20 protein-coding genes are annotated in these 16,553 nt (G+C 54.3%); 4 read left to right on the top strand and 16 right to left on the bottom strand.

All coding sequences use genetic code 11. From position 1 onward, the window contains the following. Positions 1 to 161 precede the first annotated feature (161 nt). The 3 genes from ABVN44_RS09880 to dgcQ all read left to right on the top strand — a co-directional run bounded on the left by ABVN44_RS09880 (position 162) and on the right by dgcQ (position 3,218). Entirely contained in the window at positions 162 to 1,079 is a 918-nt protein-coding gene (locus ABVN44_RS09880) for a DUF808 domain-containing protein (RefSeq protein ID WP_085920526.1), read from the top strand. A 76-nt stretch (positions 1,080 to 1,155) separates the two neighbouring features. Then, entirely contained in the window at positions 1,156 to 1,341 is a 186-nt protein-coding gene (locus ABVN44_RS09875; RefSeq protein WP_001521741.1) for a YodC family protein, read from the top strand. A gap of 164 nt (positions 1,342 to 1,505) precedes the next feature. Beyond that, positions 1,506 to 3,218 (top strand): cellulose biosynthesis regulator diguanylate cyclase DgcQ, encoded by a 1,713-nt coding sequence (dgcQ, locus tag ABVN44_RS09870; RefSeq protein WP_001119828.1) that lies wholly within the window; start codon positions 1,506 to 1,508, stop codon positions 3,216 to 3,218. Here dgcQ and ABVN44_RS09865 read toward each other — a convergent pair. Both ABVN44_RS09865 and yodD read right to left on the bottom strand, forming a co-directional pair. Beyond that, a complete protein-coding gene (locus ABVN44_RS09865) occupies positions 3,197 to 4,012 on the bottom strand; it encodes a mannosyl-3-phosphoglycerate phosphatase-related protein (protein WP_023232061.1) in 816 nt (271 codons plus the stop codon). The genes dgcQ and ABVN44_RS09865 overlap by 22 nt on opposite strands. A gap of 309 nt (positions 4,013 to 4,321) precedes the next feature. Beyond that, entirely contained in the window at positions 4,322 to 4,549 is a 228-nt protein-coding gene (yodD, locus tag ABVN44_RS09860; protein ID WP_000844798.1) for a YodD family peroxide/acid resistance protein, read from the bottom strand. Positions 4,550 to 4,677: 128 nt separating this feature from the next. On the opposite strand from yodD, the gene dsrB reads away from it, so the two are divergent. Then, positions 4,678 to 4,872, top strand: a complete 195-nt coding sequence (gene dsrB, locus ABVN44_RS09855; protein WP_000867218.1) for a protein DsrB — start codon at positions 4,678 to 4,680, stop codon at positions 4,870 to 4,872. A gap of 38 nt (positions 4,873 to 4,910) precedes the next feature. Here the strand turns inward: dsrB and rcsA are convergent, their stop codons facing one another. From rcsA to fliF, 14 genes are all read right to left on the bottom strand, one after another. Next, positions 4,911 to 5,534, bottom strand: a complete 624-nt coding sequence (gene rcsA, locus ABVN44_RS09850; RefSeq protein WP_000103971.1) for a transcriptional regulator RcsA — start codon at positions 5,532 to 5,534, stop codon at positions 4,911 to 4,913. A gap of 281 nt (positions 5,535 to 5,815) precedes the next feature. Continuing rightward, on the bottom strand, positions 5,816 to 6,610 hold the full coding sequence (gene fliR / locus ABVN44_RS09845; RefSeq protein ID WP_000616953.1) for a flagellar biosynthetic protein FliR: 795 nt from the start codon (positions 6,608 to 6,610) through the stop codon (positions 5,816 to 5,818). 8 nt (positions 6,611 to 6,618) lie between these two features. Further along, positions 6,619 to 6,888 (bottom strand): flagellar biosynthesis protein FliQ, encoded by a 270-nt coding sequence (gene fliQ, locus ABVN44_RS09840; RefSeq protein WP_000187355.1) that lies wholly within the window; start codon positions 6,886 to 6,888, stop codon positions 6,619 to 6,621. Between the two features lie 9 nt (positions 6,889 to 6,897). Beyond that, on the bottom strand, positions 6,898 to 7,635 hold the full coding sequence (fliP, locus tag ABVN44_RS09835) for a flagellar type III secretion system pore protein FliP (RefSeq protein ID WP_001253411.1): 738 nt from the start codon (positions 7,633 to 7,635) through the stop codon (positions 6,898 to 6,900). Then, the gene (fliO, locus tag ABVN44_RS09830; protein WP_000978276.1) at positions 7,635 to 8,012 is read right to left on the bottom strand and encodes a flagellar biosynthetic protein FliO; all 378 of its coding nucleotides are present in this window, start codon (positions 8,010 to 8,012) and stop codon (positions 7,635 to 7,637) included. Before fliO ends, fliP begins: the two co-directional genes overlap by 1 nt. Continuing rightward, positions 8,012 to 8,425 (bottom strand): flagellar motor switch protein FliN, encoded by a 414-nt coding sequence (fliN, locus tag ABVN44_RS09825; protein WP_001282111.1) that lies wholly within the window; start codon positions 8,423 to 8,425, stop codon positions 8,012 to 8,014. Before fliN ends, fliO begins: the two co-directional genes overlap by 1 nt. After that, entirely contained in the window at positions 8,422 to 9,426 is a 1,005-nt protein-coding gene (fliM, locus tag ABVN44_RS09820; protein WP_000502811.1) for a flagellar motor switch protein FliM, read from the bottom strand. Before fliM ends, fliN begins: the two co-directional genes overlap by 4 nt. A 4-nt stretch (positions 9,427 to 9,430) precedes the next feature. Next, positions 9,431 to 9,898, bottom strand: coding sequence for a flagellar basal body-associated protein FliL (gene fliL / locus ABVN44_RS09815; protein WP_000132169.1), 468 nt, complete (start codon positions 9,896 to 9,898; stop codon positions 9,431 to 9,433). A 104-nt stretch (positions 9,899 to 10,002) separates the two neighbouring features. Further along, entirely contained in the window at positions 10,003 to 11,226 is a 1,224-nt protein-coding gene (fliK, locus tag ABVN44_RS09810) for a flagellar hook length control protein FliK (RefSeq protein ID WP_023232062.1), read from the bottom strand. Beyond that, positions 11,223 to 11,666, bottom strand: a complete 444-nt coding sequence (gene fliJ, locus ABVN44_RS09805; RefSeq protein ID WP_000046981.1) for a flagellar export protein FliJ — start codon at positions 11,664 to 11,666, stop codon at positions 11,223 to 11,225. The genes fliK and fliJ overlap by 4 nt, the downstream gene beginning before the upstream one ends. Before the next feature lie 21 nt (positions 11,667 to 11,687). Then, positions 11,688 to 13,058 carry a flagellar protein export ATPase FliI gene (fliI, locus tag ABVN44_RS09800; RefSeq protein ID WP_023232064.1) on the bottom strand — a complete coding sequence of 457 codons (1,371 nt, stop codon included), beginning with the start codon at positions 13,056 to 13,058 and terminating at the stop codon, positions 11,688 to 11,690. Next, the gene (gene fliH, locus ABVN44_RS09795; RefSeq protein WP_000064158.1) at positions 13,058 to 13,765 is read right to left on the bottom strand and encodes a flagellar assembly protein FliH; all 708 of its coding nucleotides are present in this window, start codon (positions 13,763 to 13,765) and stop codon (positions 13,058 to 13,060) included. The genes fliI and fliH overlap by 1 nt, the downstream gene beginning before the upstream one ends. Next, a complete protein-coding gene (gene fliG / locus ABVN44_RS09790) occupies positions 13,758 to 14,753 on the bottom strand; it encodes a flagellar motor switch protein FliG (RefSeq protein ID WP_000067735.1) in 996 nt (331 codons plus the stop codon). The genes fliH and fliG overlap by 8 nt, the downstream gene beginning before the upstream one ends. Continuing rightward, entirely contained in the window at positions 14,746 to 16,440 is a 1,695-nt protein-coding gene (gene fliF / locus ABVN44_RS09785) for a flagellar basal-body MS-ring/collar protein FliF (protein ID WP_048348808.1), read from the bottom strand. Before fliF ends, fliG begins: the two co-directional genes overlap by 8 nt. Between the last annotated feature and the right edge of the window lie 113 nt (positions 16,441 to 16,553).

Raw genomic sequence — 16,553 nt, 5'->3', positions numbered from 1 at the left:
ACGGTGAAATAAAAAGGGTGAATATAGTAAACGTCAAAATTATTATGCTGGCGAGCATTATAATTGTCCTTTTGGAATAAAAAGGCGTTGACCCGCGCCGCCGGTTTCGGCATTGCGCGTTTTGCTACATACTTAACGTCTTAGAAGAAAAGACCGAGGAAATCATTTTGGCAGGAAGTAGCTTACTGACATTACTCGACGATATCGCCACGCTGCTGGACGATATTTCGGTAATGGGCAAATTGGCCGCGAAAAAAACCGCGGGCGTACTGGGGGACGACCTGTCGCTCAATGCGCAGCAGGTGACCGGCGTTCGCGCTAATCGCGAGCTGCCAGTGGTATGGAGCGTGGCGAAAGGATCATTAATCAACAAGGTTATTCTGGTGCCGTTGGCGCTGCTGATAAGCGCATTTATCCCGTGGGCCATCACGCCTTTATTAATGTTAGGCGGCGCGTTTCTCTGCTTTGAGGGGGTAGAAAAAGTCCTGCATACCTTTGAGGCGCGAAAACACAAAGAAGACCCGGCGGAGCGGCAAAAACGTCTTGAGGCGCTGGCTGCGCAAGATCCTTTGGCCTTTGAAAAAGATAAAGTAAAAGGGGCGGTCCGTACCGATTTCATTCTGTCCGCTGAAATTGTGGCCATTACCCTGGGGATTGTCGCGCAGGCGCCGCTGCTTAATCAGGTGTTGGTGCTGGCGGGGATTGCGTTGGTTGTGACTATTGGCGTGTATGGCCTGGTGGGTATTATTGTCAAACTGGATGATATGGGGTACTGGCTGGCGGAAAAGCGTAGCGTGTTGGCGCAGGGCGTCGGTAAAGGATTACTGATTATCGCGCCCTGGTTAATGAAAGCATTATCCATTGTCGGTACGCTGGCGATGTTTCTGGTCGGCGGCGGGATTGTCGTACACGGTATTGCGCCGCTACACCATGCCATTGAACATTTTGCGCAGCAGCAGGGGGCTTTCATGGCGCATACGATCCCTGCGGGGCTGAATCTGGTGCTCGGCTTTATTATCGGCGCCATTGTGGTGGCGCTGGTGAAAGGTGTGGCGAAAATTCGCGGTGTTTCGCACTGATTTTCTACAATGAATTATGCAAAATTGTCCATCCTCGTCTAAGGTGAAAACGTTTCATCTGATACAGGAGGCAGGTATGGTCTTTTCTGTCAGTGAGGAAGTTACCGTGAAAGAGGGTGGGCCCCGGATGATCGTCACCGGTTATTCCAGCGGAATGGTAGAGTGTCGCTGGTATGATGGTTTTGGCGTAAAGCGGGAGGCATTCCATGAGAATGAGCTCGTGCCAGGCAAGGAAAGGCGCGGGCGGGACGAAGCCCGATGACAAAACGCCCGGTTAATGCCGGGCGTTTTGCTGTGGAGAAAAAGAGTCGTCGCGCTGCGACATGCTGCTACCTGGTTATGCCAGGATTGAGTGGTATCCCTTGATGAGGTCTGGCTACCATAAGCCATCAGGGGGAGTTGTATCAATAACCAGGAGTTACCAGGGTGCCGCACGAAACACTGTTAGACAATCAAGGCTGGTTTAAAAAGCTGGCGCGGCGTTTTGGTCCCGGTCATGTCGTCAACACCTGTTTTCTGATCGTGATGCTGTTCTCGACGCTACTTACCTGGCGGGAAGTGATGATACTGAAAGACGCGTATGTCGCCAGTCAGCGCAATCATCTGGGGAGCGTCGCGAATGTCCTTGACCGCCAACTGCAATTCAACATGGACAGGTTGATCTTTTTACGCAACGGTATGCATGAAGCGCTGGTGGCGCCGCTGGCTTTTTCCGCATTGCAAAGCGCGGTGACGCAGTTTGAGCAACGACGCGTCAGACATTTCTGGCAACTGGAGTTGGATAAGCGGCGGACATTGCCGTTATATGGCGTTTCCGATCAATTTGTCGCCCGGACGACGCTTCTTTCGCGGGAGAGTCGTGACCTGGCAAATGAATTAACCGCCACGCTGGAGTTAGGGTATCTGGCGCGTCTGGCGCGCTCATCCGCCATGCTGACGCTGGAGACGATGTATGTTTCTCGCTCAGGGTTTTACCTCTCAACTCTCCCTACGGCGTACGGTAGCGATATTGTCTCCCGTTACTATCAGTACGTGACCCAGCCCTGGTTTATCGAGCAAAGCCAACGGCGTAACCCACAGCGCGGCGTGCGGTGGTTTACCTCCGCACAGCCCTATGTTGCTGACGAGCAGAAAAAAGTGACAGCCAGTCTACCGCTGGATCACGATAATTACTGGTATGGCGTACTGGCAATGGATATTCCCGTCGCGTCATTACAGCGGTTCCTGCGCGATGCGGCCGAAAAGGATATTGAAGGGGAATATCAGCTATACGATAACCATCTCCGTTTGTTGACGGACTCCGCGCCGGAACAACAAACCGCGAATACGTTAAATGACCGTGAGCGCGCCTTACTGGCGCGTGAAATAGAAAAAGATACCCTGGGCGGGCTGCGTTTAGGAACGCATTATGTCAGCTGGGAGCGGCTGGATCATTTTGATGGCGTCCTGCTGCGCGTGCATACATTACGTGAAGGCATACAAGGGAATTTTGGCAGTATTAGTATCGCGCTGACGCTGTTATGGGTGCTTTTTACGGCGATGCTGTTGATCTCCTGGGGCGTTATTCGACATATGGTCAAAAACATGTTTGTTCTGCAAAATTCGCTGCAATGGCAGGCATGGCACGATCCGCTGACCCGGCTGTATAACCGTGGCGCGCTGTTTGAAAAAGCGTCCAGGCTGGCAAAGCGTTACCGGGAAGCCCGCCAGCCATTTTCTGTGATACAGCTGGACTTAGATTATTTTAAAAGCGTTAACGATCGCTTTGGTCATCAGGCAGGCGATCGCGTGTTGTCCCATGCCGCTGGGCTCATTGGCAGCACCATTCGGGCGCACGACATCGCCGGACGGGTAGGGGGCGAAGAGTTTTGTATCGTGCTGCCTGGCGCGACGAAAGCGCAGGCGCTGCAGATTGCCGAACGCATACGCCAGCGCATTAATGACAAAGAGATTCTGGTGACGAAAAGCACGACGCTTCGTATCAGCGCGTCAATGGGGATCAGTAGCGCGGAGGAATACGGCGACTATGATTTTGAGCAGTTGCAGTCGCTGGCCGACAAACGGCTTTATTACGCCAAACAGTCCGGACGTAACCGTATTTGCGCCAGCGACGCGACTCAGGAGCGGGAAAAGAAATAGTCCATTCCTTCGCGCCAGCCATCCGGCCCTTCGTTCTGGCTACGGTAGACGCGCTGAGGATCGTCGTTACGCAAATGTACGCCCTCCCGGTTTAGCCCTTTAACGACAACCGCATAATCCATCACATCCAGTAAAGGCGCATCATTGGGGCCGTCTCCTAGCCCCAACGTCAGAGGACGCGCGCGCCACTGCCGACGATATGCTTCAATCAGCCAGTTGGCAGCCTGATCTTTACCGGCGGAGGCGTCCAGCACATGCCAGAAACGGGCGCCATGGACAAATTGCAGTCCCAGGTCATTTAAACGGGCGACAAACTGCGTCATGCGTTCATCGCTATCGCGCCAGATCAGCGACACCGACGCTTCATGCAGACGGGTTAGGGCAGACTGGGCCCGGTTTAGGCCCGTCCATTCGCTTATCACCTGATCGTCAACGTCATCAAACGTGGTGAACTTAAACTGTTCCTTTTCACGCAACTTATGCAGGACGAGGCGGATTTCGTTGTGAGAAATACCGGCTATCAGGCGGGGATAGTTGGGATGGTCTTCCCAGTGAACGTCCAGTTGGATCACCGCGCCGTTTTCCGCAATCAGCGGCAGTCCCTGTAGATTTAACGTCGTCTGGAGCTGGAGCATTTCAGCCGCGGTTTTACTGCTACAGAGGATCACGGGCACGCCGCTTTCATGCAGGCGTGTAAGCCAGGGAGCCGCGGGCTGCCACTCAAACGTGTGGCTGTTCAGCAATGTGCCGTCCAGATCGGTAAAAATCAGCAAGGGGTCATGGATTGAGAGCATTTTTTCCTCATTTTCCGTTGCAACGGCGGGCTTATTTCCAGGAAAAGTCCTAAAGCACACCCGAAAGAAGTCGAACGCTAACTGGAACCGATCCCGTCGCTTCCAGGCAGCACATGCGTTGTCACACTTTTGCTACCGAACTATTAGCGCGCTTAATCATTCATGTAAAAAATATTTACTTGTCATGCAAAAAAATTGCAGATAAGGTAAATCTCACATCAGATTTCCTGGTGTAACGAATTTTCAAGTGCTTCTTGCATAAGCAAGTTTGATCCCGACCCGTAGGGCCGGGATTTTTTTCGGCCATTTTTAACGGTTTACTTCTGTTACACTAAAATCATGAATATCCAGCTCGAATGCTTCAGCTAATTCATGCCATGTATGATATTCCCGTCCGTCTACGCTCACCCGCTCAGGATCTTCCTGGCTACGGTGAACCTCGCTTTCGCTGATTTCATTGATGGCCGCCAGTAGCGCATCTACATCGACGCTCACTTCGCGCTTGGCCGTATCACTGTACTCTTTTGCCGTTTTCATCTTCACTACCTCACGGGTTCCTGACAGCCTAAGTATAGACCGTTGAGAAAACCAGCAAACACGCCGGCAAGGCGCTGTCAGACGCAGAAAATTGTTCTACACTGGCACAAAGCGACAGGAGGAAAATGATGAAGGTGAATGATCGGGTAACCGTTAAAACGGACGGCGGTCCCCGCCGACCGGGCGTGGTACTGGCAGTGGAAGAATTTAGTGAAGGCACAATGTACCTGGTTTCGCTGGAGGATTACCCGCTCGGCATCTGGTTCTTCAATGAGTCAGGTCACCAGGATGGTATTTTTGTCGAGAAGGCGGAGCAGGACTAATTGAGCCGGACTGGAGGTACATTGCCAGTCCGGATGTCTCAGCGCATGTTAACAAAAATGCCGTTAGTGACGTTATCTGTCAGCCGCACTACGTGATAGATCACTTGTTTATTATGCGTTTTTATCTTTCTTTTTATATTCCCCTTATGGGAGGATACTGTTTTTGCTTTAATATTCATTCTGTCAGAAATCTGAATGGTTCCCTGACCTTCCATCCACATTCGCAACATGCTGGATTCAGTTCGACTTAACGATAATGTTGGTAAATTTATGGTTCCTGAAATACCCGACTCTTTTTTCAGAATATCGCCAAGAATGGTATCCAGCGAGTCAGGTTTAATCGATTTTGAGCTAATCAATAAGTTTTTTCTTACTAATAAATATTCATCAAAATGCACATTAGCAATTGCCATAAAAACAATAAATAACGTGTCAGGATGCTGATTAATGATTTGCTTTATTTGTTGACTGTCTGAAGGCGTATGAATGAAACAGTCCTCATTAATAAACACCACCGAAGGCTGATGCGCGCCACAAGCGATAGCGAGTTCGTCAACGGTTTCGATGTCGTTGATTTCCCTTTTTTTCACCCCTCTGCTGACCAGATACCCGCTTAACCCTAGCCGGGTGTAACTGCACAAATCCATAATAATCGTTGACATGGCATACCCTCACTCAATGCGTAACGATAATTCCCCTTACCTGAATAACTCACCATAATCAGACGGAACACGAATAGTCACCTTAGACAACGCTTACGCGGTTTTTCAGGCGAACTTACTATCCCGTAAAGTTACATATAATTTGCCAGGAATCATCTTAAAGTAAAGTGAATGTTGCGTTATGTGAGTGAAGTAAAAACAAATAAGGGGCAGTGGATATATCCTGGTGAATGTTTTTTAAAATTTATTTTCGGATAAACCTTAGTAAAACAGGATAAAAATTATGGGTTATTATTTATCGGCATCTCGCTAACAATATCAGCAAGCAAATTGAAAATTTCGCTGAATAAATGTTCGCAAAACGGCGCAATTAATGGCATTAGCGCGGCCATCAGCATAATGCCGACGGTGAGGGTAAGCGGGAAACCGATAACAAATATCGAGAGCTGCGGCGCCATGCGGTTTAATAGCCCCAGCGCCAGGTTGAGCGTAAGCAGGAGGGTAATGACCGGCAATGCCAGCATCAGTCCGTTTAAGAAAATGAGCCCTCCGGCCCTGGCGAGCGCCATAAATGCATTACTGTTCACCGGGTTACTACCGATGGGCAGGGTGTGGAAGGTATCGACCAGCAGCGAAATAAGCCACAAATGGCCATTAAAGGTGAGAAACAGTAGCATGGCGAGCATATCCATAATACGCGCCAGAACCGGCATATTCAGGTGGCTGCCCGGGTCGACGAAGGTGGCAAAGGAAAGCCCCATTTGCAGACCGATAAACTCACCTGCGGTACGCACCGCCGCAAAGGCGAATTGCATGGTAAATCCCAGCGCAATACCGATCAGAATTTGTTGCATCGCCAGCCATAAGGCGGCAATAGAAAAAAGCGGCGTATCGTTTGCCGGTAGCGACGGCGCGATAACAAGGGTAATCATTATTCCCAACCCCAGTTTTACCCGCTTGGGAATAGCGCGCTCGCTGAGAATGGGGGCCGTTGAAATCAGCGCCAGTACGCGCAGCAAAGGCCAGAAATAGAGATGCAGCCAGTATAGCCATTGCTCGCTTGTAACCTGGATCATCGTTCTGTTTATCCGATGATATAAGGTAAATTGCTGAACAGAGTGCGCACGTAATCCAGCAGCAGGTTGAGCATCCACGGGCCGGCAACGATAATTGCGATGAATACCGCGACGATTTTAGGGATAAACGACAGCGTCATTTCATTAATCTGAGTCGCGGCCTGCAAGATGCTGATAATGAGGCCGGTAATCAGCGCGACGAGTAACAGCGGCGCAGCCAGGGCGAGAGCGACTTTCATCGCCTCGGTGCCCATCATCATGACGGATTCAGGAGTCATTTTGCGCCTCTAACTGTAAAAGCTTTGGGCCAGCGACCCCACAAGCAATTGCCAACCATCGACCAGCACAAACAGCATCAGCTTAAACGGTAGGGCGATTGTCGCTGGCGGCACCATCATCATCCCCAACGCCATCAATACGCTGGCGATCACCAGGTCGATAATCAAAAAAGGGATGAAAATCGTAAAACCGATCTGAAACGCCGTCTTTAATTCGCTGGTGACATAAGCGGGCAGGAGGATACGCATCGGTACTGCTTCCGGTCCCTGTAACGGACCGCTATTGGCCAGACGGGCAAACAGCGCCAGATCGGCTTCGCGGGTTTGGCGCAGCATGAACGCGCGTAACGGTTGCGCGCCTTTATCCAGCGCTTCCTGCATAGAAATTTTCTGCTCGCTAAACGGCTGGTAAGCATCCACGTAAATCTTGTCAATGACGGGCGACATAATAAAAAAGGTCAAAAACAACGCCAGCCCGAGTAACACCTGATTTGGCGGTGCCGAGGGCGTGCCCAGCGCGTTACGCAACAGGCCAAAAACAATGATGATACGCGTGAAGCTCGTCATCATCAGTAAAATCGCTGGCAGAAACGTCAGCGAGGTGATGAAAACCAGCGTCTGGACGGATAATGACCAGCTTTGGCCTCCGCCCGCTAATGGTTGGCTGATAAGCCCCGGCAGTTGCGCAGCAGCGGCGGGACTAAAAAGCCACAGACCCGCCAGAGAAAGGAATAACAAACGGCGCATCAGGATCTCCCGGAACGCTTGAGTAAGCTCTTCATCATGTTCTGGAAATCCGCCGGTGGGGCAACGGGTGCTTCCGTGTCATTCTCCGCGGGCGGCAGGGTGTGCAGCAGGTTGATCTGCGAGGCGGTCACGCCCAGTACCAGACGCGCATTTTCGACCTCGACAATCACCACGCGTTCGCGCGGGCCAAGCGAGGCGCTGGCTGACACCTTGAGTCCCCGGACGCTATTTCCTTTTGGCGCGAATCCCATACGCTTAATCACCCAGGCCGCCGCCAGAATGAGCGCAATAATGCCAATTAATGCGCCGCTCACCTGCATGAGCGGCGATCCGGCTGGCGCGGTGGGCTGAGAAACCGTGGCCTCTGTCTTCATCATTAACGACTCAAGCGACGCATACGCTCGGATGGCGTAATAATATCGGTGATACGTACGCCGTATTTATCCGCCACGACGACCACTTCACCCTGGGCAATCAGGTAGCCATTAATCAGGATATCCAGCGGCTCGCCCGCCAGCCCGTCCAGCGCGACGACCGACCCCTGCGTCAGACGCAGCAGTTCTTTAATGGTCATTCGCGTGCGGCCCAGCTCTACGGTCAGTTTGACCGGGATATCCATAATCAGATCGATATCCTGCATAGCACCGCTGACATCGCCGCCGCCAAGCTGTTGGAAAACCGCGTCGGCGGCGCTTTTATTGGTGGTCGCTTTTTGCTCGTTTAACGCGTCAGCCCACAGATCATCCAATGCGCCAGTATTCTCATCGGACGGATTATTCATGTCACTCATTTGGGCTGTTCCTCATTCAGCGAATTCAAAATTGGGTTGATCAAATGTTCTACGCGTAGCGCATACTGTCCGTTTACGGTGCCATATTGGCTGGTGAGTACCGGAACGCCGTCCACATGAGCAATAATGCGGTCGGGTTTTTCAATCGGCAGTACATCGCCGGGTTTCAGCTTCAAAATCTGGGAAAGACGTAACGGAATATCGGCAAAATTGGCCACCAGCTCCAGTTCAGAGTGCTGAACCTGGCGTACCAGGTTATCACGCCAGTTCTGATCTTCATGGCGCGAGTTTTCCAGCGGCGGATTCACCAGCAGCTCACGCAGCGGCTCGATCATGCTAAATGGCAGACAGATGTTAAATTCACCGGTCAGATTGCCGATCTCCACATGAAACGGCGTATTGACGACGATATCGTTCGGCGAGGTGGTGATATTGGTAAATTTCACCTGCATTTCGGAACGCACATACTCCACTTCCAGCGGATTAATGGCTTTCCATGCGTCGCTATAGCCTTCCAGCGCCAGTTTCAGCATACGGTTGATGACACGCTGTTCCGTATGGGTAAACTCGCGGCCCTCGACTTTGGTCGGAAAACGACCGTCGCCGCCGAACAAGTTATCGACGGCAATAAACACCAGACTCGGCGAGAACACCACCAGCCCGGTGCCGCGTAGCGGCTTCAGGTGGATCAGGTTCAGGTTGGTCGGTACCGGCAGGTTACGCGCAAATTCGTGATACGGCTGAATACGTATGGCGCCCACGGTAATATCCGGGCTGCGGCGCAGCAGGTTAAATAATCCCATCCGGAACTGGCGTGCGAAACGCTCGTTAATAATCTCCAGCGCCTGCAAGCGTTCACGCACGACGCGACGCTGAGTATTGGGATCGTAAGGGCGAATATCGCTATCGCTTGCGATACCGGGAGTGGGTTCGTCTTTGGTGTCGCTGTCGCCGTTCAACAGCGCGTCGATTTCAGCCTGAGAAAGAATACTATCGCCCATATCGTTACCGCAGAATAAAAGCTGTATAAAGCACGTCAGTGACGACCTGTTTTGGTTGTCCGGCAACGAGCGGCGCGGCCAGCGTCTCTTTAATGGCGGCAATCAGTTTTTGTTTGCCAGCTTCTGTTGAGAGCTCGGCGGCATTCTGGCGGGAAAACAACAACAGCAGACGGCTGCGTACTTCCGGCAGATATTCATTTAATCGCGCGCGCGTCGCTTCGTCTTTCAGACGCAGGGTCACGCCGATATACAACACGCGATCCGCATCGCCCAAATTGACGGTAAACGTATCCAGCGCAAAAAATACCGGCGCGGGCGGCGGAGCCGGTTCCGCTTTAGCGTTCGTGGTCGGTTGCTGCTGCATACGCCAGTAGCTATAACCAGCGGTCGCGCAGGCGGCGAGGGTAATCAACACCAGCAAAGGTATCCAAATCGAGCGTTTGCTCTTTTTGTTAATCGCGGAGTCAGTCATCTGATACGGGCTTCCTGTTTCGGTACTGCTTATTGGCTGATTATCCCGTGTCCTGTCCACGACAAAGCGTGGAAAAGACGCGGATAATCATGCTACCTCTGGCGTTAGGCGAAGATATCCACTGCGCCATTGCCGCGCGCGGCGGCCTGAAGCGAGGCCGGCGCCGCTAACGCTATGTCATCTTCAGCGCCAAACGCGTCCGTGTGTTGGGCGCGGGAAGACTGTTGTTGCGATGAAGACTGCTGCTGTCCGGCAAAGCTTTCGCTACTGATGCTGCTTTGTCCCAACTGAATGCCGCTTTCCGCCAACTGAGTGCGCAACATGGGCAGGGCGGCTTCCAGCGCGGCGCGGACATGGCTGTGCGGCGATACCATCTGGAGCTGCGCCTGATTGTCATCCAGCTTGAGCGAAATATGCACCTGACCTAACTCTTCCGGATGCAATCGAAGCTGCGCGCTTTGCTGTCCCTGACGCGTAAATAACATGACCTGCTGACTGAACGTTTGCTGCCATTCATGGCTGCCTAACGGCGCGCTGAGTACCGGGGCTGAGGCGACAGGTAGCGGTTGCGGTTGCGCCGTGGCGCTGCTGAGCGTCGGCATTGCCGCGCCATGCGTTACTGGCGCGGGCGGGCTATCCACCTCCACTTTCGCGCTGGTCGCGGCGGCAGCGACCACCAGCGGCGTCAGTGATGGCCCCGTGGCGCGATCGTCGCTGGCGCGCGCAAGCGACGCCTCGGTTTTCCCTTTTTCATGCTCGCTAAAAGAGAGCGTATGTGTCTCTTCCTGCGGCGCCGATGGCATGTCGCCGCGCAACAGTGACGGCAAGGCGATGTGATTTTCAGCCGGCGTCTCTCCGGCGACAGGCGTCGCGACAAGTTGTCCGGGCAGCATGGCGAATAAGGCGCTCAGACTGGCAAGATCCTCATCGCTCAGCGCGGGCGTTTTCTCATCATGCTGCGCCGTCTTACTCAGTGCGGCCAGAGCGCTGGTTTTCAACGATGGCGTTAGCGTAGACAGTAGATGCTGCGCTTGTGTTAGATCGGTAAGCGTTTCATCCGTCGCATTCGCTTTTTGCGCCAGCAGGTCGGCAAGCTTCACCGCCTGGCCCGGCTCGCCATGTTGGGTCAGTAGCTCTTTCGATAACTTGCCGCCTGCCGCCTGTAAATCGGCCAGCGTGATGCGGGCGTCTTTGCCCTGTGCGCCGTCTGCGCCTAACGCGCCCGCCAGTAGCGCCAGAAAGTCCTCGGCTGAATCGGTGGTTTTTCCTGACGTCAGACCCGCGGTCATGTCGGTATCGGTGGTGATCAGTTGGGGCAGGGTGATCATTCGGGTTTCCTCATTGCTGCACGCTGAGCAAATTCATCCATCTTTTTCTGATCCATGCGGTTTTCAGCTAACAGCGCTGCCGCGGTTTGTCGGTCCTGTAAGGTTTGCCAGGCCTGAAGTCGCTGCTTTTTCTCACGCCAGCTCTTCAGCGCCAGGTCGACTTTTTGCGTCCACTGCGTAAGCTGGAGGCGATGCTGCTCTATCGCCTTTTCCAGTGTCTGAATAAACTGCTGATAGTTGATCCAGCGATTACTGGCGATGCCGTTGCCCATATCGGTGTTCAAATTACTGCGATACTCATTCTGATAATCGATCAGCATTTTGAGCTGTTCTTCCGCCTGTTGGCAGCCGCGACGCATTTCGCCCAGTAAACGCGCCGCATCATCTACCTCTTTTTCGGCCAGATCTTTGAGTGTTTCCAGAGCGCCATGTTGTGCCATGATCGTCGCCCTCCTGCTTTATCACACCGTCGGGAAAATTAAATCGAGCGCCTGCAGAGAGTCCTCCCAGTCGGCCCGTTCAAAAATGCCTTGCTGTAAAAACGCTTCCAGTTGCGGCCATAAGGTAATGGCTTTATCGAGCATCGGATCGCTGCCTTTGGCATAGGCACCGACGCTGACCAGATCGCGGTTACGCTGGAAACTGGAAAGCAACTGTTTAAATAGCCGTACCCGCGCATAGTGCTGCTCGGTAATGAGCGCGGTCATTGCCCGGCTGATTGACGCCTCGATATCAATGGCCGGATAGTGCCCGGCCTCCGCCAGACGGCGGGACAAGACAACGTGCCCGTCGAGGATTGCGCGTGCCGAGTCGGCAATGGGATCTTGTTGGTCGTCCCCCTCGGTCAACACGGTATAAAACGCGGTGATAGAGCCGCCGCCGTGGATGCCATTACCGGCACGTTCGACCAGCGCCGGCAGCTTTGCGAACACCGAGGGCGGATAACCTTTGGTGGCTGGCGGTTCGCCGATTGCCAGCGCAATTTCACGCTGTGCCATCGCATAGCGCGTCAGCGAATCCATAATCAGCAACACATGCTGTCCGCGATCGCGAAAATCTTCGGCGATACGGGTGGCATAGGCGGCGCCCTGCATCCGCAGCAGCGGCGAGACATCCGCCGGGGCGGCGATCACCACCGAACGCGCGCGACCGTCGGGGCCGAGAATATTTTCGATAAAATCTTTAACTTCGCGGCCACGTTCGCCGATAAGTCCCACGACAATCACGTCCGCCCGCGTGTAGCGCGCCATCATGCCAAGCAGAACCGACTTACCGACGCCGGAACCGGCAAAGAGTCCCATACGCTGACCGCGCCCTACGGTTAACAACGCGTTGATAGCGCGTACGCCGGTATCCAGCACATGTTCGATTGGCGTTCGCTGTAGCGGGTTAAACGGCGGCGTGATTAACACGCCGGTTTCCAGCGTATCCGGCGCAGGCAGTCCGTCGAGCGGTTTACCGCCGCCATCCAGCACCCGACCAAGCAGGGCCGGGCCGAGCGGTAACTGTTTGCCGCTTTGCAGACCGTCGCCATGCCCGTTACGGGCGTAAACGCGGGCACCGGGCAGAATGCCTTCGACCTCTTCCAGCGGCATTAAAAACAGACGCTGGCCGTTAAAACCGACGACTTCCGATTCCACCTCTTTGGTTTCAGGGCCGTCCTGGCGCTCAATAATGCAGGTGGCGCCCAGCGGAAGCTGGAGACCGGTGGCCTCCAGTACCAGGCCAGTGGCGCGGGTTAAACGTCCATAACGACGCACCGCCGGCAATAACGCCATTTTGGCTTCAAAGTTGTCGAGCGCGGTAAGCCAGCGGGTCAGGCGCGTGGTCATCAGAGCACTCCCGGCGCCGCCAGGCGACACAACTCTTGCCAGCGAGTGGCGACGCTGGCGTCCAGATCGCCCTCATCGGCAGAGACTTTACACCCGCCGTGATGCAACGTTGGATCGCCGCGTAACCGCCATCCGTGAAGACTGAGCGTGGCGCCCAGCATCTCTTCCACCCGCTGTAAGTCGTCCGGATGCACGCGCAACTGCGGCTTGCCGCTAAAGAGCGGCTCTTGCTGCAACAGTTGTTGGATCTGTTTAATCAGCGCCGAGTTGTCCACCGCCGGCGTTTGGCCGATGACCTGACGCGCGGCCTCCAGGGCCATTTGCATCAGCCGTGAGGCGATAACGCTATCGAGCGCGTCAAGCGTGTTCTGAAACTCGCTCACTAACTGCTGCATACGGGCATGAATCGGCGCCTGCTGCGTCTGCGCCTGGGCTTGTCCTTGCTCCAGCCCCTGCGCTAACCCTTCCTGGTATCCCTGCGCGTGTCCTTTTTGCCGTCCCTCCGCCAGCCCGGCGTTATAACCTTGTTCATGGGCCTGTATTTTTAGCTGCGCCAGCTCCTGCTCCAGCTGCTGTTCGGCAGTGAGTTCGGGCTCCGGCGTATCGTCTGTCAAGGTCACGTTATCAGCCTCAACCGGCACAAACGTCTCCGGCGGCGGGGCGAGATCGTCGGGGGTCCAGACTTGCCACGGCAATTCATTAGACATAGGTATCCTCGCCGCTGCCAATCACCATTTCGCCGGTTTCCGCCAGACGACGCACAATAAGCAGAATCGCTTTCTGCTCGTTTTCCACCTGAGACAGACGAACCGGGCCACGGTTGGCAAGGTCGTCGCGCAGGATATCGGCGGCGCGCTGGGACATATTGCGCAGGAACTTCTCGCGTAATGGCGGTTCGGCGCCTTTCAGAGCGATCAGCAGCGATTCGGAATCCACTTCCTGCAGCAGACGCTGGATACTGCGATCGTCCACATCCACCAGATTTTCGAACAGGAACATCTCGTCGATGATTTTCTGCGCCAGTTCGCCGTCGAATTCGCGCACAGCGGTAATAACCGCTTCTTCCTGCTGCGTTTTCATCAGGTTGATAATTTCCGCCGCGGTTCTTACGCCACCCATTTTGCTGCGTTTCAGGTTCTGACCATCGAGCAGGCCATTCAGCACTTCGGTCAACTCCGCCAGCGCCGCCGGCTGTACGCCGCCAAATGTCGCGATACGCAGCATCACATCATGACGCAGTCGTTCGTCAAACAGCGCCAGAATATCGGCGGCCTGACTGCGTTTGAGGTGGACCAGAATGGTGGCGATAATCTGCGGGTGTTCGTCGCGAATCAGGTCGGCGGCACTCTGCGGTTCCATAAAGTTGAGCGTTTCGATACCGCTGGTGGTATCGCGCGTTTCCAGAATATCTTCCAGCAGGCTGGAGGCGCGTTCTTCGCCCAGCGCTTTAACCAGTACGGAGCGTAGGTATTCGTTGGCGTTAATATTCAGCGCGGCGAACTGCTCCGCTTCTTGCTCAAACTCTGATAGTACGTCCGTCAGTTGTTTGTTGGAGATCTGACGCACGTTAGCCATCGCCGTACTTAACGCCTGCACTTCGCGAGTGGAGAGGTGTTTAAACACCTCTGCCGCCCGGTCTTCGCCAATGGTCATCAACAAAATGACACTTTTATCGGTACCGCTAAGATTACTCATGATCGTTACTCATCCACTGGCGAATGACCAGCGCCACCACGCGCGGATCGTTGTCTGACATTTCGCGAATACGCTGGCTCATCACCTCGGCGCCCAGACGCTGGTTAGCCCGGCGTTGCTGGAGCTGCTCGTCTTTGCTAAGGCGTACTTCCACGGCTTCTTCGGTTTCCTGGCGAACCTGCGCCTGTTCCTGCGCCGCTTTCGCTTCTTCAACGCGGCGCGTCAACTGCGGACGTACCGCTTTGCGCCACAGAATCCAGGCCACCACCAGCACCAGCAACCAGCGACCTGCCGCGAGCAACTGATCGATAAAGGACTGCTGTTGCCAGAAGGGCAGTTCGCCGCCGGTGTTATCCACTGCGCTAAACGGTGAATTCACCACATTTAGCGTATCGCCGCGTTTATCAGAAAAACCCATCGCCTCACGGGTTAGATCCTCGATCTGTTTCATCTGATCGGCGGTCAATGGTAGCGGTTTGCCATCCGCCAGCGTTTTGTAATTCACCACGACGGCCACGGAGAGACGCTCAATATCGCCCACATTCATTTTGGTGTGACGAATGGTGCGGTCCACTTCGTAGTTACTGGTTTCATTACGCTGTGTACTGCGCGGGCCAGCACTGTTACTGTTGGTACTGGTACTGGTACTGGTGCTGGTTTGTGGCGTATTCTGCGCGTTTTGTTGATTGGTCGGCGGCGTGGCGATCGGCGCCTCGTTAGGCGGCGCTGGTTGGTTCGACAGCGCGCCAGGCACGCCGCCGGGATAGCCCGCGCCTACCTGTTCGCTAATATTCAACTGACGTGAACGCAGAGTGGCCTTCGACGCATCGCCGTTCGGGCTGTAGTGCTCTTCCGTCTGCTCTTTATTGGCAAAATCCAACTGGGCGGTTACCTGAGCGTGAACATTACCGTTCCCGACGATAGGCGACAGAATGGCTTCGATACGGCGTTGGATGCGGCTTTCCACATCATTAGCAAATTTTAATTGCGCGTCATTAAGGTCGCGACCGCTGGTATTGGATTGCGTGAGCAGATGACCGGATTGATCGACCAGAGTGACGTTTCCTGGCGGCAAACCGGCGACAGCGCTGGAAACCAGATGTACCACGGCGCTAATTTGTCCTTCATCCAGCGCCCGGCCCGGTTCCAGTGTGACGGTGACGGAGGCGGAAGGGGATTTTTGTTCCCGCACAAATAGCGACGGCTTTGGCATCGCCAGGTGAACGCGGGCGCTTTTTACCGGACCCAGCGTCTCGATCGTCCGGGCCAGTTCACCTTCCAGCGCGCGCTGATAATTCACCTGCTCGCTGAACTGACTGATACCGAATTTTTCCTGATCAAGCAGTTCAAAGCCTACCGCGCCGCCTTTAGGCAGTCCCTGCTGCGCCAGACGCAGACGCAGTTCATGCACTTTGTCGGCGGGCACTTCAATCGCGCCGCTGCCATTGGCAAAGCGATAGGGGATATTCATCTGGGTCAACTGCGCGACGATCGCGCCGCCGTCCTGATCGGAAAGGTTGCTAAATAGCGTGCGGTAATCGGGCGTTTTGGCCCACAGCACCATCGCAACGACGATCGCCACGGCAGCGGAACCCGCCACAATTAACGGAATTCGGGGATTCGCGCGTAGGCGATTAAGCCACTCGAGAGGTTTAGGTTGGGTTGCAGTCGATGCAGTCGCACTCATCTCGCACCTCGTGACTGATCGTGGACGGCGTTTTTTGCAAAGTGGAACAAGACTCACTCCCGGGTCAGCAAACTCGAAAAATTGACGGTCTCATTATTTGTGGTTTCGAATTT

Source organism: Salmonella sp. SJTUF15570 (assembly GCF_043357055.1).
In the GTDB taxonomy this organism is placed as follows: Bacteria; Pseudomonadota; Gammaproteobacteria; order Enterobacterales; family Enterobacteriaceae; genus Salmonella; species Salmonella enterica.
Note: the sequence above shows the minus strand (reverse complement) of the source record. Positions and strands in the feature narration are given on the sequence as shown.